18 protein-coding genes are annotated in these 21,249 nt (G+C 71.8%); 10 read left to right on the top strand and 8 right to left on the bottom strand.

The window, feature by feature from the left end:
* Positions 1-14: 14 nt before the first annotated feature.
* The gene (locus tag A3CE_RS53075) at positions 15-779 is read right to left on the bottom strand and encodes a hypothetical protein (RefSeq protein WP_020647260.1); all 765 of its coding nucleotides are present in this window, start codon (positions 777-779) and stop codon (positions 15-17) included.
* Positions 780-1,011: 232 nt separating this feature from the next.
* Here A3CE_RS53075 and A3CE_RS0147910 point away from each other — a divergent pair, with 232 nt between their 5' ends.
* Together A3CE_RS0147910 and A3CE_RS0147905 are read left to right on the top strand one after the other, a co-directional pair.
* Complete coding sequence (locus tag A3CE_RS0147910) at positions 1,012-1,404, top strand: hypothetical protein (RefSeq protein ID WP_020647259.1); 393 nt, start codon at positions 1,012-1,014, stop codon at positions 1,402-1,404.
* A gap of 212 nt (positions 1,405-1,616) precedes the next feature.
* On the top strand, positions 1,617-3,599 hold the full coding sequence (locus tag A3CE_RS0147905) for an APC family permease (RefSeq protein WP_020647258.1): 1,983 nt from the start codon (positions 1,617-1,619) through the stop codon (positions 3,597-3,599).
* 23 nt (positions 3,600-3,622) lie between these two features.
* Here A3CE_RS0147905 and A3CE_RS53070 read toward each other — a convergent pair whose 3' ends face one another.
* On the bottom strand, positions 3,623-3,967 hold the full coding sequence (locus A3CE_RS53070; protein ID WP_051183852.1) for a hypothetical protein: 345 nt from the start codon (positions 3,965-3,967) through the stop codon (positions 3,623-3,625).
* A 69-nt stretch (positions 3,968-4,036) separates the two neighbouring features.
* On the bottom strand, positions 4,037-4,840 hold the full coding sequence (locus A3CE_RS0147895) for an FkbM family methyltransferase (protein WP_020647257.1): 804 nt from the start codon (positions 4,838-4,840) through the stop codon (positions 4,037-4,039).
* A gap of 83 nt (positions 4,841-4,923) precedes the next feature.
* On the opposite strand from A3CE_RS0147895, the gene A3CE_RS57150 reads away from it, so the two are divergent.
* Entirely contained in the window at positions 4,924-5,082 is a 159-nt protein-coding gene (locus A3CE_RS57150) for a hypothetical protein (RefSeq protein WP_020647256.1), read from the top strand.
* A 4-nt stretch (positions 5,083-5,086) separates the two neighbouring features.
* Here A3CE_RS57150 and A3CE_RS0147885 read toward each other — a convergent pair whose 3' ends face one another.
* Positions 5,087-8,440, bottom strand: a complete 3,354-nt coding sequence (locus A3CE_RS0147885) for a TM0106 family RecB-like putative nuclease (RefSeq protein ID WP_020647255.1) — start codon at positions 8,438-8,440, stop codon at positions 5,087-5,089.
* Positions 8,441-8,604: 164 nt separating this feature from the next.
* Here A3CE_RS0147885 and A3CE_RS0147880 point away from each other — a divergent pair, with 164 nt between their 5' ends.
* The 7 genes from A3CE_RS0147880 (at position 8,605) to A3CE_RS59500 (ending at position 16,702) form a co-directional block, all read left to right on the top strand.
* The gene (locus tag A3CE_RS0147880; protein WP_020647254.1) at positions 8,605-11,202 is read left to right on the top strand and encodes an alpha-glucuronidase family glycosyl hydrolase; all 2,598 of its coding nucleotides are present in this window, start codon (positions 8,605-8,607) and stop codon (positions 11,200-11,202) included.
* Between the two features lie 89 nt (positions 11,203-11,291).
* Positions 11,292-12,233, top strand: coding sequence for an acyl-ACP desaturase (locus tag A3CE_RS0147875; RefSeq protein ID WP_020647253.1), 942 nt, complete (start codon positions 11,292-11,294; stop codon positions 12,231-12,233).
* 23 nt (positions 12,234-12,256) lie between these two features.
* Complete coding sequence (locus tag A3CE_RS0147870; protein WP_051183851.1) at positions 12,257-13,021, top strand: IclR family transcriptional regulator; 765 nt, start codon at positions 12,257-12,259, stop codon at positions 13,019-13,021.
* 69 nt (positions 13,022-13,090) lie between these two features.
* Positions 13,091-14,131 (top strand): aromatic ring-hydroxylating oxygenase subunit alpha, encoded by a 1,041-nt coding sequence (locus A3CE_RS0147865; RefSeq protein WP_020647251.1) that lies wholly within the window; start codon positions 13,091-13,093, stop codon positions 14,129-14,131.
* The gene (locus tag A3CE_RS53065) at positions 14,128-14,286 is read left to right on the top strand and encodes a hypothetical protein (RefSeq protein ID WP_043791512.1); all 159 of its coding nucleotides are present in this window, start codon (positions 14,128-14,130) and stop codon (positions 14,284-14,286) included. The genes A3CE_RS0147865 and A3CE_RS53065 overlap by 4 nt, the downstream gene beginning before the upstream one ends.
* On the top strand, positions 14,286-15,203 hold the full coding sequence (locus A3CE_RS0147855; protein WP_020647249.1) for a PDR/VanB family oxidoreductase: 918 nt from the start codon (positions 14,286-14,288) through the stop codon (positions 15,201-15,203). Before A3CE_RS53065 ends, A3CE_RS0147855 begins: the two co-directional genes overlap by 1 nt.
* Positions 15,204-15,253: 50 nt before the next feature.
* Positions 15,254-16,702 (top strand): phospholipase D-like domain-containing protein, encoded by a 1,449-nt coding sequence (locus tag A3CE_RS59500; RefSeq protein WP_020647248.1) that lies wholly within the window; start codon positions 15,254-15,256, stop codon positions 16,700-16,702.
* A 3-nt stretch (positions 16,703-16,705) separates the two neighbouring features.
* On the opposite strand, the gene A3CE_RS0147845 is transcribed toward A3CE_RS59500, so the two are convergent.
* The 4 genes from A3CE_RS0147845 to A3CE_RS0147830 form a co-directional block, all read right to left on the bottom strand.
* The gene (locus A3CE_RS0147845) at positions 16,706-18,280 is read right to left on the bottom strand and encodes a succinic semialdehyde dehydrogenase (protein ID WP_020647247.1); all 1,575 of its coding nucleotides are present in this window, start codon (positions 18,278-18,280) and stop codon (positions 16,706-16,708) included.
* Complete coding sequence (locus A3CE_RS0147840; RefSeq protein WP_020647246.1) at positions 18,277-19,905, bottom strand: GMC family oxidoreductase; 1,629 nt, start codon at positions 19,903-19,905, stop codon at positions 18,277-18,279. Before A3CE_RS0147840 ends, A3CE_RS0147845 begins: the two co-directional genes overlap by 4 nt.
* An 87-nt stretch (positions 19,906-19,992) precedes the next feature.
* Entirely contained in the window at positions 19,993-20,865 is an 873-nt protein-coding gene (locus A3CE_RS0147835; protein ID WP_020647245.1) for a hypothetical protein, read from the bottom strand.
* Positions 20,862-21,218, bottom strand: coding sequence for a hypothetical protein (locus A3CE_RS0147830; protein WP_020647244.1), 357 nt, complete (start codon positions 21,216-21,218; stop codon positions 20,862-20,864). The genes A3CE_RS0147835 and A3CE_RS0147830 overlap by 4 nt, the downstream gene beginning before the upstream one ends.
* Between the last annotated feature and the right edge of the window lie 31 nt (positions 21,219-21,249).

Raw genomic sequence — 21,249 nt, 5'->3', positions numbered from 1 at the left:
GCGTTCCGGGACCGCTACCCGGCCCGACGATCATCGGCGGCGCCGGGCGGCGGGGACAGGACGGCCCAGACGACCTTCCCACCGGCCCACGACCGGCTGCAGCCCCACGTGCGCGCGATCTGCGCGACCAGCTTCAGCCCGATGCCGGGCTCGAACGGCGAAAGCCGTTCGAGCAACATCGCCGGCCGCGTGTCGTGGTCGGCGACGGCCACCGTGCCCACGCCGTGGCGGAGGTCGAGCCGCAGCCGCGGCTCCGACGCGGTGTGCCTCAGCACGTTTTCGACCAGCTCGGTGACGATGAAGCGGGCGTCGCCGGCGAGTTCCGGCACGGCCCACTCGGTGAGCTTGGCGGTGACGAAGTCGCGGGAGCGGGCCGAACTGGCGTCGGCACGGGGGAAGACGCGTTCACACCGCCGTCGCACCGGTGGGTCCAGCGCCACCACCGCCGCGGCCAGGTCGGCGCGGACGGGGACGTAGCGGTCGACGACGTGGCGGTTCAGCAGCACCCGGTGGCCGGCCTCGCCGGCCGCGACCGTGAACGGGATGCCCGGCCAGTCACCGATCCGCAGGGCGATCAGGGAGAAAACGCTCACCAGCGACGAATCTTCGATCGTCAGCCCGCTGATGTCGGCCACCAGGCCGTCCGGCGCGTCCGTCGCGATCTTGAGCAGGCCATCGCGCAGCGACGGGTACGACGCGGGGTTCAGCTCGCCGGTGACCGTCACGACGGTCGCCTCCTCGCGGCGGCCGATGGCGAGACGGACCGGGTCGCGGTTCATCGCGGCACCCCGCAGGCCAGGGCTCCGGCGACCTCGAGGTCACGCCGGAAAGGCGGCACGACGTCCACCTCCTTCGAGCTTCACGGTAGAGCACGTCGTCCGTTACGACGAGTAGCCGCTGCCGGCCGGGCTAAACACCGGCCGCATGTCCGGGACCATCCCCGATGCCGGGCCCGGTACGGACGTGAGATGCTGCGACCGCGCAGGCAGGCCGGAGCGGGAGGCGGAACGGGTGACCACCTGGATCGACGTGATCAACTTTGTCCGGACGCGGTACGAAGTCCTCGAAGAACGGGACGGCTGGCTGCGGTTCCGGCTCGACGGCCCGCAGGACCGGACTCAGCAGGTGACGGTGCACCACCTCCCCGAGCTCGACGGCGGCTCGTGGATCGAGATCTCCTCGCCGGTCGGCTGGGCCGACCGCATCGACCTGCGGAAGCTGCTGGAACTCGCCGGCGGCTCGGCCGTCGGCGGCGCGGCGGTCGTGGACGGCGTCGCCCTGCTCAAGCACACCGTGCCCCTGGAGGACCTGAGCATCCAGGAGGAGTTCGAGCGCCCGCTCAAGTCGGTCGTCGCCCGGGCGGACGCCTTCGAGCACGAACTCACCGCATCCGACGAGTTCTGACCCTGATCGACCGGCGGCGGCCGGGACAGCGGTCGCCTTAGGCGGGTCGCCGGGACGTCATGAACGACTCTTTCCTGTCGTCCGACGAGGTGAACGACTCGTTCCTGTCGTCACCGGCCCGTCGCTGTCCCCTGTGGACCGGCCCCCGGCGCGGGGGCGCGCCGGGCTCGGGCATGCTGGTGGCCGGTGTTTTGCGGGGACGAGAGGGCGAGATGGGTGCTTCACCCGAATTGACCGTGCCGGCGAAGGTCGACAGCCCGGTGGCACCGAAGCCGCCGGCTTCCGGCGTGGCCCGGTGGCTGCTGGAGCACCGGGTGGCTCCGGTCGGCCGCGCGGGCGGCGAGGACCACGGCACGCCGCAGGCCTGGTGGAAGGTCATGTGCCTGACCGGCGTCGACTACTTCTCCACCCTCTCGTACCTGCCGGGGATCGCCGCACTCGCCGCCGGGGCGCTCTCGCCGCTGGCGACCCTGCTGATCGTCGCGCTGACGCTGCTGGGCATGCTGCCGATGTACCGCAGGGTGGCCGCGGAAAGCCCGCACGGCCAGGGCTCGGTGGCGATGCTGGAGAACCTGCTGCCGTTCTGGCGCGGCAAGCTGTTCGTCCTCACCCTGCTCGGGTTCGTCGCCACCTCGTGGATCATCACGATCACCCTGTCGTCGGCGGACGCCACCGTGCACATGCTGGAAAACCCGTACCTGCCGGGCTTCCTGCACGGTCACGCCGTGCTCATCACCGTCGTGCTGCTGCTGGTCCTCGGCGGCGTGTTCCTGCTCGGCTTCAGCGAAGCGGTCGGCGTCGCCATCCCGCTCGTCGCGGTCTTCCTGCTGCTCAACGCCGTGGTCACGGTGGCGGGCGTGATCGACCTGCTCGGCGACTCCGCGGCCCTCTCCCGCTGGACCGACGCGCTGACCGCGGGCGGCGGCGGGTTCACCGGCGTCATCGGGCCGGCCGTGCTCGCGTTCCCGCTGCTCGTGCTGGGTCTGTCCGGGTTCGAGACCGGCGTCAGCATGATGCCCCTGGTCGCCGCCGACGGGAAGACCGCGGAAGAGAAGCTGGAATCCCGGATCCGCAACACGCGGAAGCTGCTGACCGCGGCCGCCCTCATCATGTCGGTGTTCCTGATCGCGACGAGCTTCGTCACCACTGTGCTCATCCCGGCCGACGCGTTCAAGGACGGCGGGGAAGCCAACGGCCGCGCGATGGCCTACCTCGCCCACCACGAACTCGGCGAAATCTTCGGGACCGCCTACGACATCAGCAGCGTCCTGATCCTGTGGTTCGCCGGCGCGTCGGCGATGGCCGGGCTGATCAACATCGTCCCCCGGTACCTGCCCTCCTACGGGATGGCCCCGGAATGGGGCCGCGCCGTCCGGCCGGTCGTGCTCGTCTACACGGCGATCAGCGTCCTCATCACCATCGCGTTCGGTGCCGACGTCAACGCCCAGGCCGGCGCGTACGCGACGGGGATCCTGGCGATGATGGTCTCCGGCTCGGTCGCGGTGAGCATCTCGGCGATCCGGCGGCGACGGCACGGCGCCACCGCGGGGTTCGTCGTGCTGACCCTCGTGCTGCTGTACGCCCTGGTCGAGAACGTCATCGAAAAGCCGGACGGCATCGCCATCTCGGCCCTGTTCATCCTCGGGATCATCGTCGTCTCGCTGGTCTCCCGGGTTTCGCGGACGACGGAACTGCGTGCCGAGCACATCGAATTCGACGAGGAGGCCCGCCGGTTCATCGCCGACTCGCTGGCCAACGACGGTGCCCTCAACATCATCGCCAACCGCCGCCAAGGCGGGGACGACGCCGAGTACTCCGCCAAGGAAGCCGAACAACGGGCGTTGAACCCGGTTCCCGGCGCCGCCGACGTCCTCTTCCTCGAAATCGACGTCGTGGACCCGTCGGAGTTCAGCAACGTGCTCAAGGTCCGCGGGGTCGATGTCGACGGGCACCGGATCCTCCGCACGGACAGTCCCGCCGCGCCCAACGCGATCGCCGCGATCCTGCTGGCGCTGCGGGACGCGACCGGCGTCCGGCCCCAGTGCCACTTCGAATGGGCCGAAGGCAACCCGCTCGGGCACCTGTTCCGCTACCTCCTGCTCGGCCGCGGCGACACCGCGCCCGTGGTCCGCGAAATCATCCGCACCGCCGAAAAGGACCCCGCCCGCCGTCCGGGCATCCACGTCGGCGGCTGAGGAAGCTCAGCGGGCCACGCGGCTCATCGCGTGGCGGGTGGCGGCCCTGCGCGCCGGATCGGGGCGCGGACGGGCGCCCGGGGCCCCGCCGGACGCGGCATGCGAGCGGGCGCCCGAGCCGGTGAGCGCGCCGGTGCCGGGCGCCGCGCCCGCGCCGGAGCTGCCGCGGGTGGCACCGGGCCGGGACGGTTGGCCCAGGAGTCGAAGAGGAGGATCAAGCCCGCGAGGGCGGCGAAGCCGAGCCCCAGCGGCACGTTGACCAGCGCGCCGAGGATCCCGGCGACGAACAGCACCGGCAGCACGGCCAGCAGGCAGTACGGATCGATCCGGCCGAACTTCGGGCGGGAGGGCCCCTCGCGCGGGCTCACCGCGCGGGCTCCGGGTTCTTCGGCGGCATACCTGCAGTATGCAACGCCGAGCCCGGCGCGGCCACCGCGTCAGCCGGCGCGGACCGCGAACACCATCCCGATGTCCGCGGCTTCCTGGACCGGGTCCTGCACCACCTCGACCGCGAAACCTCGCGCGGCGAAGAGGTCACGGACCGTGTCGCGGTGCTGCCGCCATCCCTCGACTTCGACGACCGCCTGCCGGACCAGGGGCCAATGCCGGTCCTCGAGCCCCCGCAGCACGTCGAGCTCGGCCCCTTCGACGTCGACCTTGAGCAGGTCGACGCGGTCGATGCCCTGCTCGTCGAGCACCGCCGACAGCGGCCGGACGCGGACGCGGTGGGTTTCGAGCTCCCGCATCACCCGCAGCTTGCGCCCGACGAGCCCGCGCAGGACGGGCGCCGGCACGCGGCGCAATCCCGCGCCCAGGCCACCCCGGCGGATCATCTCGACGACGCTGGCGGTGACCCGCCGCCGCTCGGCCTCGACGTTCCCCTCGTCCCGGAACGACGACGAGAAGATCGTCGCGGCCGGGAAGTAGCTGAAGTCGAGCTCGTCCTCACCGGCCGCCAGCCCGTAGGGCAGCGCGGTCAGCCGCCCCTCGAAGAAGTCGCGGCCGTTGCGCTCCAGGGTTTCGTGGAGCGGCGGCATCGGCTCGAAGGCGTAGATCCGCACGTCGCCGTCCAGCCGCTCGTACACGGCCGCGGAGAAGACCCCGATGTTGGCGCCGACGTCGAGGACGGTCGCGCCCGGGGCGAGTTCGACGCCGTGGGCGAAGTAGGCGCCCACCTCCTCGCGCAGGAACGACACTTCCCACGGGTTGACGCTGTGGAGGTCGATCACGTCCTTGGTCACGCACAGAGGAATATCAGCATCGGCCCCCGTGATCCAGGCCCGTTCGGCGGTTCCTCACCCTGACCGCCGGGTAACCGGCTGCCATGACCGAATCCGAACACGGGCCGCTGAGCCCCGACGCACCCCGCCCGCCCGGGACCCCGGACGTCGACCTCGACGTGGAAGTTCCCGAGGTCGAGCGGGAGAACCCCGGCACCCAAGACGTCGACGAAGACGCCGGCGAGGTGGAACCGCCCAGCTGAGCGGCTACCCGGCCGGCCAGGGGCGCGCTGCGGCCATCAGGCCGATCATGCCGGCGACCAGGCGCATCTGGTCCACTGTCCGGATGTCGGCTTCGACGAGCCGGGGTGAGCACACCAGGACCGCGAGTGCCTGCGCCCGCGACAACGCCACGTTGAGCCGGTTGCGGGACAGCAGGAAGTCGAGGCCGCGGGGCAGGTCGACCGCCGACGACGACGTCATCGTCGCGATCACCACCGGCGCCTCCTGGCCCTGGAACCGGTCGACCGTGCCCACCCGGACGCCGGGGAAGCCCGCGTCCGCCAGGGCCCGGGTCACCGTCCGCGCCTGCAGGTTGTACGGGGCGACGACGAGGATGTCGGCGTCGCCGAGTGGCCGTGCCGGCCCGTGGTCCGTCCACATGCGACCGTGCACTTCGGACACGATCCGGACGACGGCGGCGGCTTCCTCCACCGATCGGGTCGTGTTGCCCTGGTGGTCGGCCTCGGCCAGGTACAGGCCCGCGGTGACACCCTCCAGGACGCGGACCGCGGCCGACGGGTGGGCGTGCAGCCGTCCGGCGTAGGAGAGGTTCGACACCGGTTCGCACACGGCCGGATGCATCCGCCGGGTCTCGTCGAGGAAGTACCCCAGCGACGGCGGCATGATGTCGGCGTCGCCGATCAGGTGCCCCAGCGCCGAAGCCTCGGCGCCCGCCGGGTGCGTCCCCTGCACCACCTGGGGCAGCTGCTGCGGGTCGCCCAGCAGCAGGACGTTGCGGGCGCACACCGACACCGCGAGCGCGTCCGCGAGGGCGAACTGGCCGGCCTCGTCGATGATCATGAGGTCGAAGGGTTCCTCGCGGATCGCGGCGTTGGCGAACGTCCACGCGGTTCCGCCGACCAGGTGCCCGGTGTCGTGCTCTTCGCGCCACTTCACCAGCGCCGGGTTGCTCTTCGGCTGGTCCCACGGCGCGGCCGGGTCCGGCGTCTTCTTCGCGCGCTTGGCGCACGGCAGCTCCGGCGCGCTCTTCTTGGCCGCGCTCAGCACGTTTTCGACGGCTTTGTGGCTCGTGGAGGTGACCGCGACGGTCCGCCCGGCGCGCACGAGGTGGGCGATCAGCTTCCCGGCGAGGTAGGTCTTGCCCGCGCCCGGCGGACCCTGCACGGCGAGCGCGGAGCCGTCGAGCGCGTCGACCGCCTCGATCACCGTGGCGACCAGGTCCTCCCCCGGCTCGGGCAGCGCCCGGCCGCCGCGCAGCCGTGGCGGCGTCCGGCGGAGCAGGTCGACGCCGGGGTGCCGCGGGAGCGCCGGAAGGGTGCCGACGACGAGGCGGGCCAGCTCGGCGACCGCCTCGTCCTTGGGCGAGGGCCGCACCGGGCTGCCGGGCAGCACCGCCGTCGGCCGGTCGTTCGTCGTCGCGTCCGGCGGGCAGCTCTCCTCCAGCGTCAGCTCCACGGCCGAAGCGGTGACGACCTTCGCGTCGCGGGCGGTGTCGCCGTAGCGCAGCCGCACGTCGTCGCCCGGCGCGAAGGGGTGCGGCCGGTCGGGGTCGCACGCCAGCATCAGCGTCCGCTTCGCGGTGCGCGCCCGCCCGGCCGGAGGCACCCACTCCCCTGCCTCCAGCGAAACCGGCACGGCGCAGGCGGTGTCCACTTCGAGGTCGCCGAGCGGGGCGGCCAGCCGCCGGAAGTACTCCCACCACGCGGGGTTCGTCTCGCGGCGGTGGTAGCCGACGGACGCCGCCAGCAGCGCGCGGGCCCGCTCGTCGGCGGTGAACCGGCCCGGGTCGTCCGGCAGCCCGTCGAGCAGGGGGTCGACCAGCGCGGCCAGCTGCGCGGCCCGTTCGGCACGCCGCTCGGCGGCGACGTCCTCCTCGGCCGCGCGGAGCAGCGCGTCCTCGGCGGATTCGACGGCCGGCTCCGGGACGGCGATGCCCGCGTCGTCGCGGACCCGGTGCAGGAACTCGAACAGCCGCCGCGCCGAGACGCAGTCGTCCTCGGTGTTCTCGCCGATGCGGCGGAGGGCCTCGTCCGCGCGTTCCGGCTCGCCGGACTGCGCGAGCGCCAGGTACTCCTCGTACGCCTCGACGTCGGACACCGCGGTCTTCCCGCGGGCGCCGGGCTGGTAGAGCGGCTCGAGGTGCCGGATCGAGTACGACCGCTGCGACACCCGCAGCGCCTTGCGCACTACCGCGTGCAGGTCCACCACCGCGCCGCTGCGCAGCAGGTGGTCGACGGTCTCCTCGCGGGTGCCGTGCACCGCCGCGAGCCGCTTGATGGCGGTGACTTCGTACGGCGCGTAGTGGTAGACGTGCGAGCCGGGGTGCTCGGCGACCCGTGCCGCGGCGAAGTCGACGAAGTCCTCGAACGCGCGCCGCTCCTGGGCGCGGCTGTGCGCCCAGAACGGCGTGAACCGCCCGTCGCCGACCGCGCCGAACAGGTACTCCAGCCCCTCGCCTGCGAGGGCGTGCGGGTCGCCCGCCACCTCGGCGAACACGTCACCCGGCGCGGGTGACGGCAGGGTGGCCAGCGCGCCGGGGTCGACGATCTCGTAGGCGATCTCGCCGGTGGTGTCCTGCCGGACCTGCAGCGCGGCCTGGGCGCGCAGGGCCGCGAACGACGTCACGGACAGGTCCCGCGGCCGGTCGCCGGGGCCGGCCGCGGCCAGGGCGTCGATCGAACCCAGCCCGGCGGCCGCGAGCTTGCGGCGCTGGTCACCGCGCATCCCGGCCACGAGCGAGAGGTCGCGGTCGGCTTCCCTGGCCGACGCGCAGTGCCGGCCGAACCCGCAGCCGGCGCAGGCCGGGCGTTCGTCGGCCCACAGCGGGACCGGCAGCCGGGGCGCCCGCCCGCGCAGCCGGGCCCGCAGGCGGTCCACGAGCGGCCGGAAGTCCTCGACCCGCAGCGTCCGGGTGCCGCCGTCGCTCAGTCCCAGGTGCAGGTGCGGCCCGGCGGGCCAACCGGCCCGGCGCAGCACGTCGGCGCACGCGGTCAGCTGCACGACCGCCGCGGGCGTCGCGTGCCTGACCGGCTTCGCGTCGTACACCTCGTAGCGGCCTTCGTCGTCCCGGACCAGGAAGTCCACCTGACCCGAGAACTCGTCGTCACGCAGGACAGCGCGATGGATCACCGCGGCCCCGGACCGCGCCGCCTCCTCCGTCGCCTTCGCGGCGAGGGCGGAATCGCGGACGTCGATCTCGGCCACTTCGCGGCCTTCGGCGCGGAACCGGGCGAGGATCGCCTCGGCCACGGCCCGGCCGCTCGGGGCGTCCGGCTCGCCGGGCCGCGGCGCCCCCGGCAGGCCCGCGGCCAGCGCCTGGACGAGGATGCTGCGGTGCTCGCATTCGAGCAGGTCGGCGAGATCGGCTGGGGTGAGCATCGCCGCGAAGTCTGACACGGTCGATCACCGGGCCGGAGCACACCGTCCCCGACACGCCGAAACTTTCGGAATTCCACGGTATATCGCCAATTCTTGACACCTCGGACCACGCCCGCAATAGTGCGAGAAACGAACTGAATACTCGGGACCACGCTGGGGGAACTTTGTCTCTCCACGACGAGAACGAGCTGAGCGGGCTGCGCCGGCGCTCATTCCTGATCGGCAGCGGAGCCGCCCTGACCACGTCGGTGTTCGGCGCGGCCGCGGCGCAGGCGAGTCCGCCGAGTGCCTTTCCGAGCGGCTACGACGGCTCGGACCTGTGGCTGCGCTACGAACCGATCGGCGATCCCGGCCTCCTCGCCCGGTACCGCGCCGCGCTCGGCGCGATCGTCGTGGAAAACGCCGGCCGGACCAAAGTCCACCGCCACACGACGAACCTGAGCATGGCCCCCGGATCCACCGAGCACCTGGTGGAAAGCACCCTGGAAGCGGCGCGGGACGAACTCGTCCGCGGCCTCGGCGGGCTGCTGGGCCGGCCCGTGCCGGTGCAGGGCGGGTTCCCCGATCGCGCGGTGGTCGTGGGCACTCCGGACAGCTCGTCCCTCGTGCGCCGGCTCGTCCCCGCGCGCGACCTGACCTCGCTCGGCGCCGAGGGCTACCTCATCCGCTCGGTGTCCCGGGGCGGGCACAGTTCGGTCTTCATCGCCGCCACCACCGATCTCGCCGCCCTGTACGGGACTTTTGCCTTCCTCCGGCGGCTGCAGGCCCGGCAATCCGTTACTAACCTCGACATCCGGTCGGTCCCCCGGATCCACCACCGGTACCTGAACTACTGGGAAACCGAGCGCCTCTACGCCGGGAACAACGCGGCCGGAACCGGCGGGCTGAACGGCGAAAACGGGGCGATCTTCGACTTCGCCGCCACCGGCGCTTCCGCCGGCCTGAACCTGCCGGTGATCCTCGACCGGTATCTCGTGGCGGCGCGCGCGATGGCCTCCGTGGGGATCAACGGCATCACGATCAACAACGTCAACGCCAACAGCTTCTACCTCACCCCGGCCGCCATCGAGCAGGAAGCCGCCCTGGCCGACGCGCTGCGCCCGTACGGCGTCAAGCCGGCCTTGTCCATCAACTACGCGGCACCGACGGATGCCCGGTTCGCCCCCGACACCCTGACCCGCGAACAGCTGGATCCCTACAGCGACCAGTTCCGGGGCTGGTGGACCCGCCGGGCCCGGCAACTGCAGGCCGCGATACCCGACTTCATGGGCTTCACCGTGAAGGCGAATTCCGAGGGCCAGCCAGGTCCTCAGGACCTGGGCTACGACCACGGTGACGGCGCCAACGGCATGGCGGCGGCGGTGGCGCCGCTCGGGATGCGGATCTTCTGGCGGACCTTCGTCTACAACGCCGACGTGGACGTGGACCGGCTGAAGCGGGCCTACCTGGAGTTCGGCCCCATCGACGAGGAGCCCCAGCCCGACGGCACGAAGGGCCGGTTCGCGGCGAACGTGTTCCTGCAGACCAAGAACGGCCCGCTCGACTACCAGGCCAGGGAGCCGGCCAATCCGCTCTTCGGCCGGATGGAACACACCAACCAGGCCCTGGAGCTGCAGGTCACCCAGGAGTACACCGGGCAGAACACGATGCTGTGCTACCTCGGCCCGCTGTGGGAAGAGGTCCTGAAATCCGACACGTACGCCACCGACGAGCAAGGCCGGCTGCTGGAGAAGCGCCTGGTGGGCCACGTCGTGGACGGCACGGCCCAGGGCCACCCGGACAGCGCCATCGTCGGCGTCGCCAACTTCGGCAATGCCGACGACCTGACCGGGCACCACTTCGCGCAGGCGAACCTGTACGCCTTCGGCAGGCTGGCCTGGGACTGGACCCTGGACGCCCACAGCATCGCCGAGGACTGGGTCCGGCTGACGTGGAGCAACCGCGACTCCGTCGTCCGGACGATCGTCGCGATGATGCTGGGCTCCCGGGAGGCGCTGGTGAGCTACCAGACGCCGCTCGGCGTCGCGCACCAGTTCCGGTCCAGCGACCACTACGGCCCCAACCCGGCCGAACGGCTGGCGCGGGACGACTGGAGCCCGGTGTACTACAACCGGGCCGACCGCGCCGGGCTGGGCTACGACCGCTCACCCACCGGCAGCGGCTTCACCGCGCAGTACTTCCCGGTGCTCGCGGCCCGCTACGCCGACATCGACGCCGTCCCCGAGAACCTGCTGATGTGGTTCCACCACGTGCCCTGGGACCGGCGGCTGCGCAGCGGCCGGATCTTCTGGGACGAACTGGTGTACCGCTACCAGACGGGCGTCCACTACGTGTCGTGGATGCGCCAGGCCTGGGAATCGCTTCAACCCTGCCTCGATGCGCGGCGCTTCGCCGAGGTCAAGGCCAAGCTCGCCGCCCACGAGGCCGACGCGGGCACGTGGCGCGACACCTGCGTGCGCTATTGGCAGGAGTTCAACGGTCTGCCCGTCCCGACGGACGGACCCCTCGCGATCGAGATCGTGGTCGGCGGCCGGACGATCGGCGGCTTCGACGCCGGCGCGCCGTCGTACACCATCCCGGTGGCGGCCGGTACGTCACCGGAAATCACGAAGGTCGTGCCCGCCGATCCCACCGCGAAGTGCGCGATCCTCGGCCAGGCTCACGGGGTCCCCGGGCGCGCTGTGGTGCGAATCACCGCGAACAGTTTCTTCGGGCCCATCCTCAAGGACTACGTCTTCGACCTCGTATCCCCCACCGGCTGAGCCTCGGGAACCACCCGGCGCCCGTGTCCGTTGTCGTATCCTACGGCACCGTAAGTTACGGTTGCGTAGGTACGGAAGGACGTTGCCCCATGCCGGTTCCCGAAACCACCCGTCTCCTGCACGAACTGGAAGGCACGGTCGAAGAGAACCTCAACCGGCACCTCGCCGCCGCCCAGGAGTGGATGCCGCACGAGTACGTCCCCTGGAGCCAGGGGCGCGACTTCGCCGAGCTCGGCGGGGAGGCGTGGGACCCGGAGCAGTCCCGGGTGACCCCGATCGCGCGGACGGCGCTGGAAGTCAACCTGCTCACCGAGGACAACCTGCCCAGCTACCACCGCGAGATCGAGCGCGCGTTCGGCCGCGACGGGGCGTGGGGCACCTGGGTGCACCGGTGGACGGCCGAAGAGGGCCGCCACGGCATCTGCATCCGCGACTACCTGCTGGTCACCCGCGCCGTCGACCCCGTCGAGCTGGAGCGCATGCGGATGGAGACCATGCAGGCGGGCTACGACACCGGCGACAAGCCGCTGCTGAACGTCTGCGCGTACGTCTCGTTCCAGGAACTGGCGACCCGGCTTTCGCACCGCAACACCGGCCGCTACACCCAGGACCCGCTGGCCGAGCGGCTGCTGGCCCGGGTGTCCACGGACGAGAACCTGCACATGGTCTTCTACCGCAACCTCGTCAAGGCGGCGCTGGAGATCTCGCCGGACGCCATGATGCGCGCGATCACCGACGAGGTGCTCAACTTCGCGATGCCGGGCGCGGTGATCCCGAGCTTCGCGCGCAAGGCGGCGCTGATGGCCAAGGCCGGCATCTACGACCTGCGGATCCACCACGACGACGTCGTCCAGCCGCTGCTGCGCTACTGGAAGGTCTTCGACCTGACCGGCCTCGGCGCGGTCGGGGAAGCCGCGCGGGAAGAGCTCGCGACGTTCATCAAGGGACTCGACACCCAGGCGTCCCGGTTCGAGGAACGCCGGGACGCCACCGCCGCGCGCCGGGCGGCGCGGGGCATAGTGGACCTCTGAGCCGCACCCGCCGGAGGTCGCCGTTGCCCCATCGAGGTCGCGTTCCCGGCGCCACCGGGCCGGTGCTGGGCCGCGCGCTGCGGGTCCTCGAAGCGTTCTCCCCGGACCGGCCGGCGCTGCGGCTGAGCGACGTCGCGCGCCGGGCCGGGATCCCGGCCGCGACCGCGCACCGGCTGCTGCGGGAGTTCTGCGAGTGGGGCGCGCTCGAACGGGACGAAGTGGGCATCTACCGCGTCGGGCTGCGGCTGTGGGAACTCGGGTCGCTCGCGCCGCGGGGACTGGGCCTGCGGGAGCTCGCCCTGCCGTTCCTGGAGGACCTCTCGCAGATCACCCGGGAGAACGTCCAGCTCGCGGTCCGCGAGGGCACCGAAGTGGTGTACATCGAGCGGATCGCGGGCACCGGGGCCGTGCCCGTGCTGACCCGCGTCGGCGGGCGGTTCGCGCTGACCGCGACGGGCGTCGGGCTCGTCCTGCTCGCCCACGCCCCCGCCGAGGTGCAGGAGGACGTCCTCGGCCGCCCGATCGAGGGGTACACCAGCGAAACCGTGACCGATCCGGACCGGCTGCGCCACATGCTGGCCGACGTGCGCACCCACGGGTTCTCGATCAGCGAGCGCCAGGTGACCCTCGACGCGTTGTCGGTCGGCGCGCCGATCCTCGACTCGCGCGGCCAGGTCGTCGCGGCCGTGTCGCTCGTCGTGCGGTACGGCAGCGCGTCGCCGCACGCGCTCGCTCCGCTGGTGATGACCAGCGCCCGGGCGATCTCCCGCGCGCTTTCCATCTTATGAAATAGCCCTTCGTGGCACCCGGGCCGGTCCCGCAGGCTGTGACCCGGCCCACCACGAAAGGACGACCCGATGAGCGCCTTCCCCCGCGACCAGTGGTACGTCGCCGCCTACGGCTCCGAGATCGGCCAGGAACTCTTCAGCCGCACCATCTGCGGGGAACCGATCCTGTTCTGGCGGACCCGCGACGGGAGCGTCACCGCGATGGCCGACCGGTGCGTGCACCGGCGGTTCCCGTTGTCGCAGGCGCCGTCCCGGCTGGTCGACGACCAGGTCATTTGTGGCTACCACGGCTTCACCTACGGCGTCGACGGCAAGTGCGTCGCCGTGCCCGGGCAGACGCGGGTGCCGCGGACCGCGCGGCTGACGCACTACCCGCTGGTGGAGCAGGACTCCTTCGTCTGGGTGTTCATCGGCGACCCTTCGAAGGCCGACGCGGCGGCGATTCCGCGGGCGCCCTGGCTCGACTCGCCGGACTACACCACGGTCTGCGGGATGGAACCGCTCAAGGCGCGGTATTCGCTACTGGTGGACAACCTGCTGGACCTGTCCCACGAGACCTACCTGCACGGCGGCTACATCGGCACCCCCGAGGTCGCCGAAACGCCGATCACGACCGAAGTCGACGACGAAGCCGGCGTCGTCTACGTCTCGCGGCACATGGCCGACGCGGCGTGCCCGCCCTTCTACGCCAAGTCGACCGGCCTCGAGGGCCGCATCGCGCGCTGGCAGGACATCGAGTACACGCCGCCGTGCCTGTACAAGCTGCACAGCCGCATCGCGCCGGTCGGGTCCGTGCCGAACCCGGACGGCAGCGACCCGGACGCCTTCCACGTCGAGGTCGTCTACGCCATCACGCCGGAAACCGAGCACTCCACACACGACTTCTGGGCGGTGGCCCGGGACTTCGCGCTCGACGACGAGGGCGTGTCGGCCTTCCTCGCCGAGAACAACCGCACCGTGGTGCTGCAGGACGTCGAAGCACTCGACGTCCTCGAGCAGGTCATCGCCACCGAACCGGACGGCTACCAGGAACTGTCGATCAACATCGACACCGGCGGTCTCGCGGCCCGCCGGATGCTGCAGCGGATGGCTGCGCCGGTGACGCCGTGACCCGCCCCATGCTCACCGGGGACCGCGTCTACCGGATCCACTGGGTGCTCGGCACCGACCGCCTGCGCGCGGTCTGCCACTGCGGCGCCGAGCGCGAGTTCGAAGACCCCGTAGAGCTGTGGGAATGGCTCCTCGCTCACCCTGAAGGACACTGATGGCTCTCGATCTTTTGGTGGACCGCAAGGAAAAGCTGGCCGACGGCGTCGTCCGGCTCACCCTCCGCGCGCCCGGCGGCGAGCCGCTGCCGTCGTGGGAGCCGGGGGCCCACGTCGACCTCCTGCTGCCCGGCTTGGTGCGGCAGTACTCGCTGTGCGGCGATCCCGGGGACACGTCGGTGTACCAGGTGGCGGTGCTGCGGGAGCCCGACGGCCGCGGCGGCTCGGCGTACGTCCACGACGCACTGGCCGACGGGGACCGCGTCGAGGTGGACGGCCCGCGCAACCACTTCGCCCTCGTCGACGCCGAGCGATACCTGTTCATCGCCGGCGGCATCGGCATCACTCCGATCCTGCCGATGCTCGACCGGGTCGCTCGCTCGGGCCGCGACTGGCAGCTGGTGTACGGCGGCCGTACTCGCGCGTCGATGGCGTTCACGTCCGACCTGGCTTCTTACGGCGACCGGGTGAGGTTCCGGCCCCAGGACGAACAAGGCCTGCTGGACCTCCCGACGCTCCTGGCCACGGCAGATCCGGGCACGGCGGTGTACTGCTGCGGCCCGGAACCGCTGCTGGCCGCGGTGGAGGCCCTCGAACCGGGCAACCTGCACGTCGAGCGCTTCACCGCTCAGCTCGATGATGGTCCGCGCACGGCGTTCGAGGTCGAGCTGGCCGGGTCGGGCCGGGTGCTGCCGGTGCCCGCGGACCGATCGATCCTCGAGGTGGTCGAGGAAGCCGGGGTGACGGTGCTGTCGTCGTGCCGCGAGGGCACGTGCGGCACCTGCGAAACCGGCGTCCTCGGCGGCGAACCGGACCACCGCGACTCGGTGCTGACCGAGGCCGAGCGGCTGGAGAACGAAGTGATGATGCTCTGCGTGTCGCGCGCCTGCTCCCCGCGGCTGGTGCTCGACCTCTGACGGAGCGTCACTGCGCGGCGGGCCGGGCCGATCTGTAGTGATATGGGACGGTGAATGCTTTCCTGGACAAGGTGGACGAGCGGCTGGGCGACGGGCTGGAGAGCGTCCTGTGCGCCCACCACCGGCGGCGGCTGCACCGGCTCGGCTGGGGTGCCGTGCTCGACCCTGGCGGCGCGCACGACCCGCTCGGCGGCCGGGCTCCCGTCCGGGACGGCAACCGCGTCGAGGTGCTGATCGACGGCGAGGAGTCGCTGCCCGCCGTGGCGGACGCCATCCGGCGGGCGAAATCGCACGTGCACATCGCCAACTGGCACGCGAGCGCCGACTTCCGGCTGACGCGCGAGCCCGGCTCCCCCACCTTGCGTCAGCTGCTCGCCGAGGCCGCCGGGCGCGGCGTCCAGGTCCGGGTCCTGCTGTGGGCCGGGCCGCCCTTTCCGGCGTTCCAGCCGTCGCGGAAGCTGGCACGGTCCGAGCGGCGGAAGTTCACCGACGGCACCGACGTGCGCTGCGTGCTCGACGCCCGCGAGCGGACGATGCACTGCCACCACGAGAAGCTGGTGATCGTCGATGACGCCGTCGCGTTCGTCGGCGGGGTGGACCTCACCGCGCTGGAGGGCGACCGGCACGACAGCCCGGACCACCCGCCGCGGCCGATCGGGTGGCACGACCTGATGGCGCGGCTCGACGGACCGGTCGTCGCCGACGTCGCCGACCACTTCCGCCGCCGGTGGAGCGAGGTGGCGGGCGAGGACCTGCCGGCGTCCGCGGTGCCGGAACCGGTGGGCGGCAGCCGCGTCCAGCTGCTGCGGACGGTGCCGAACGACACCTACGACTTCCTGCCGAAGGGCGAGTTCACCGTCCTGGACGGCTACCTCCGGGCGCTGCGCTCGGCGCGGCGGCTGATCTACCTGGAGAACCAGTTCCTGTGGTCGCCGGAGATCGCCGAGGTGCTGCTGGACAAGCTCCGCAACCCGCCGTCCGACGAGTTCCGTGTGGTCCTGCTGCTGCCCCGCAAGCCGAGCAACGGCTCCGACACCACCCGCGGCCAGCTGGGCCGGTTGCTCGACGCGGACGACGGGAACCAGCGGCTGCTGGCCACGACGATCAGCGCCCACGACGGTGACTCGGCGGCCCCGGTGTACGTCCACGCGAAGCTCGGCATCGTGGACGACTCGTGGTTGACCGTGGGCTCGGCGAACCTGAACGAGCATTCGCTGTTCAACGACACCGAGGTCAACATCGCCACCGACGACCCGTCCGTGGTCCGCGCGACCCGGCTGCGATTGTGGGCCGAGCACCTGGGACGTCCGGTCTCGGAACTCGAAGACCGGGACCCGGCGGATGTGGTCGACAACCTGTGGCGGCCGCTGGCCGAGGAACAGGCCGAGCGGGAACGCCGCGGTGAGCAGCGGACCCACCGGCTGGTGCTGCTGCCGGGGGTTTCGCGGCGGGCGGGCCGGCTGCAGGGACCGTTGCGAGGGCTGCTGGTGGACGGCTGAGCGTTACCGGATCCGCAGCTTCCGCATCAGCTTCAGCCCGGAAAGCATGCTCTCGACGTACTTCTCGTACCCCTGCCCCGGCCGCGGTCCCATCACCTGCTTCTTCAGCACGGCCAGGTTCTGCACGTCCGTGTACTTGAGCAGTCCCTGATCACCGTGCCGCGCACCGACTCCGGAGTTCTTCACCCCGCCGGACGGCGTCCCCTTCGCCGCGTACGCGGTCGCGAGGATGTCGTTCACGTTCACGTTGCCGGACTCGATCCGGGCCGCCAGCGCGCGGGCCGCCGTGACGTCGGTGCTCCAGACCGAGGCGTTCAGGCCGTAGTCCGTGTCGTTGGCCAGCGCCACCGCTTCGTCGACCGTGCGGTACTTGTGCAGTGCCACCACCGGACCGAAGGTCTCCGTCACGCCGCAGTCCATGTCCTTCGTGACACCCTCGAGGATCGTCGGCTCGAAGAAGGCCGGGCCGAGGTCGGGCCGCGGCTTGCCGCCGCACAACACCGTGGCACCCTTGGCGACCGCATCGTCCACATGGGACTTCACCCGGCGCATGTGGTCCACCGAGACCAGCGAGCCCATGTCGGGGCCGAAGTCGTAGGCCGCGCGGACGTCGAGGGCCGACGCCGCCGCCACGAACGCCGTCTTGAACTCCTCGTACCGGGACTCCGGCAGGTAGATCCGCTCGATGTGCATGCAGATCTGGCCCGTGTTGCCGAACGCACCGAAGATCGCGCCCTGCACGGCTTCGGCCAGCGAAGCGTCCTCCAGCACGATCATCGGGTTCTTGCCGCCGAGCTCCAGGCAGCAGCCGATCAGGTTGCGTCCCGCCCGCTCGCCGATCACCCGCCCGGTGGCCGTCGAGCCGGTGAACATCACGTAGTCGGCGTGGTCGATCAGCGTGGGTCCGACGTCGGGCCCCTCGCCGCACACCACCTGGAACAACCCTTCCGGCAGCCCCGCTTCCTCCAGCAGCCGAACCCCGTAGAGCGGTGAGAGCGCCGTTTTGTTGTCCGGTTTCAGCACGACCGCGTTGCCGGCCATCAGCGCCGGGATCGCGTCGGAAACGCCGGTGGCGAACGGGAAGTTCCACGGCGCGATGATGCCGACGACTCCCTTGGGCAGCCGGACCTCGGTCGAGTTCGTCAGCAGCGGCACCGGGCCGCCGCGCTTCGTCGGCGCCAGCAGCTTCGCCGCCCGCTTCAGGTAGTGGCCCATCACCATCGGCGGGTCGCAGGTCTCCTCGATCGCCATCCGCCGGTTCTTGCCGCTCTCCACCTGGATGAGGTCGGCGACGGTCCGCGCCCGGTCGACGAACAGCGTGTGCGCCCGCTTGAACACCGCCAGCCGTTCCTTGACCGGCGTGGCCGCCCACTTCCGCTGGGCCTCGCGCGCGACGGCGAACGCCCGCTCGATGTCCTCCGGCGTCGACTGCGGCAGCTCGACGAGCACGTCTCCGGTGTAGACCTCGGTCAGCTTCCAGGTCGCGCCGGACGAACCCGGCACGCGGGACACCAGCTGCGCCAGGAAAGCGTCGGTGACGGACGCCGGACGGGTGAGTTCGAGCGGGGTGAGGGTCACGGCCTGCTCCCGAGGACGAGCTGGGCGCCCATTTCGCCGATCATGACGCAGGGCGCGTTGGTGTTGCCGCCGGTGATGGACGGCATGATCGAGGCGTCGCAGACCCGCAGGCCCTCGACGCCGCGCACGCGCAGGTCCGGGCCGACGACCGCGAGCTCGTCGACGCCCATCCGGCACGTGCCGACGCCGTGGTAGACCGACGTCGCGCGGTTCAGGATCGCGTCACGCAGGTCCTGCCCCCGCAGCTTCGCGCCCGGGTGGATCTCTTCCTTGACCGCGCCCTTGAACGCCTTCGACGCGAAGATCTCGCGCGCCATCTCCGAGCCCTCGCCGAGCAGCTCGAGGTCGGCCGGGTCGGACAGGTACTGGAAGTCGATGAGCGGGGCCGCGGCGGGATCGGCCGAGGCGAGCCGCAGCGTGCCGCGGCTCTTCGGGTAGATCAGGGTGGTCAGCACGGTGAGCGCGGGCCGCTTGTCGACGTCGTGCCGGATCGGCGCGTCCTGGTTGGGCGAAACGTAGGCCCACGGCAGCAGGTGCAGCTGCAGGTCGGGAATCTTCCCGGCCTGCGAGGTCCGCAGGAACGCGACCGCCTCGAAGACCGAGTTCGCCAGGAACGTGGTGCCGGGCCGCAGCAGCTCCCTGGCCAGCCCGCGGGCGAAGTACGGCGCCGTGCCCTTGTTCTTGCTGGTCGTCACGTGGAACGTCAGGGCGTGGAACATGTGGTCGTGCATGTTGTCGCCGACGGGCAGGTCGGCGACGACGTCGATGCCGTGGTCCTTGAGGTGCTCGGCGTGGCCGATGCCGGACAGCATGAGCAGCTGGGCCGAGCCGATGACGCCGGCGGAGAGGATGACCTCCTTGCCGGCGCGGATGGTGCGACGACGGCGTCCGTCGAGGACCTCGACACCGACGGCGCGGCCGTTTTCGATCAGCACCTTCTCGACCAGCACCCGGTCTTGCAGCTGCAGCGTCGGGGACGCGAGGTCGTGGAGGTAGCCGCGCGAGGCGCTGTAGCGCAGGCCGTCGGCGGCGTTCTGCTGCATCCGGCTGACGCCTTCTTGGGACTCGGCGTTGTAGTCGTCGAGGATCTTGCAGCCGAGCGCGTCGGCGGTGGCGTCGACGAACTGCAGCGAGCCTTCCTGCGGGTTCTTCGCGCGGGTGACCCGGATCGGCCCGCCCGCGCCGCGGAAGGCGTTCTCGCCGTCTTCGAAGTCCTCGATCCGCTTGTAGGCGGCGTTCACGCTGTCGGCGTCCCAGCCGGTGTTGCCCTCGGCGGCCCACGAGTCGAAGTTGGCGCGGTTGCCGCGGACGTAGACCATGCCGTTGATGGAGCTGGAGCCGCCGACGACCCGGCCGCGCGGCACCGGCATCCGCCGATCGAGAACGTGTTTCTGCGGCACGCCGTAGAAGCCCCAGTCGAGCGGTTTCTTGAGCTGCGGCACCGCGTGCATCGGCCCGACCAGGCCGGGCTTCTTGACCAGCAGCTGGTCGTCGCTCTTGCCGGCTTCCAGCACGATCACGCTGGCCCCGGACTGTGCGAGCCGCCCCGCGATCGCCGCCCCGGAGCTCCCCGACCCGACGACGACGTAGTCGGCCTCGTCGCCGCGCGCCGCCCTTTTCGCCATGTCCGCTCCTCGGTGACCGGCCCGACAAACTATAACGTGTTCTAGTTCGCCAACCGTATAGCGTCGCCACCCGGTTCCGCAACGGTCCTAGGCTCGCTTCCGAAGTGCCTCGGTGACCTGCTCCCCCACCTCGGGCGTCAACGGTCCCGCCAGTTCGAACCCCAGGCGGTCGGCGACATCGCGCCCGTGCAGGTCGACCGCCGCCTCGACGAGGTCGGCGTACACCCCGACCGAGCGGCGGATCCGCCGCCGCGAAACCAGCAGCAGCCCGAGCCCCGGCACGAGCGCGGGCCACCAGTACGCGCCGACGGCCAGGTAGGCCAGGCCCCACACCGGCGTGCGGGCCGCCGAGGCGCACCGGTCCTGGACCGTCGTCACCTCCGTCCGCACTGCGTCCGGCAGTACCAGCCACAGCCGCGGCCACGTCGTGGTCAGGTCGAGGCCGGTGCCGCGGCGGACGCGGACGGCCACCGCGCGCAACCGGTCGCCCGCCCACGTCGGCGCGTCCGGCTCGATCTCGGAGATCGCGTCGCGGCGCAGCACCGATCGACGCGCTTCGGCCTTGGCACGGCGGTTTTCGCGATCGGCCAGCACCGCCTCGACCGCGGTGTCCGCCTTGGCCGCCGCCCGGCGCCAGCGTCGGCGGCGCAGCGCGGTGAACGGCCGGCCGGGGCCGGTGCCCGGCGCGCCCCACGCCGCGGTCACGACGCCGCCCAGCGCGGTCACGGCCAGGCCGGCGAGCGTGGTCGCGGCGAGGAACCCCGCCGCGGCCCACACCAGGGCCGGGCCCGTGGACACCGTCGTCACCCGGGTACGCAGCAACGCGAAGTCGAGCGCGTGCGCGGGCCCGAGCACGACCGCCACCACCGTGACGGCCACGAACACCGCGGCGGGCACCGCGAGCGCGGCGGCCCAGCGACCGGCCAGGTTCTTGCCGAGCTCGGTGAGGAAAGCGTTCACAGCTCGACCCGGGTCTCGCGGAACGGCCGCCCGGTCAGCCGGCACGACGGCTGCTCGCCGGTCGCCACGCGCGGGCACGCACCGGTCGGGCACTCCCACCCGGTGGCGACGAGTTTCCGCGCGCCCGGCCACGGTTCGAAGCTGCGGTGCCCCCGCGTCAGGTGGTCGATGCCGTGCCGGGCGAAGGCGCTGTCGAGCAGATCGAGGTCGGCTTCGGCCACTTCGCCGCGAGAAGCCGCCGCGACGACCCTGGCCAGCACGTCCGCCACGCCGTACCGCGCGGCACGGTCCGCCAGCGCCTCCCCCGCCTGCTCGCACAGGATGCCGACACGCGGACCGGTCGTTGGTGCCATACCGCTCTCCGAACCCCCTTCGCCACGAACC

The sequence above is a fragment of the Amycolatopsis balhimycina FH 1894 genome (assembly GCF_000384295.1).
Taxonomy (GTDB): Bacteria; Actinomycetota; Actinomycetes; order Mycobacteriales; family Pseudonocardiaceae; genus Amycolatopsis; species Amycolatopsis balhimycina.
Note: the sequence above shows the minus strand (reverse complement) of the source record. Positions and strands in the feature narration are given on the sequence as shown.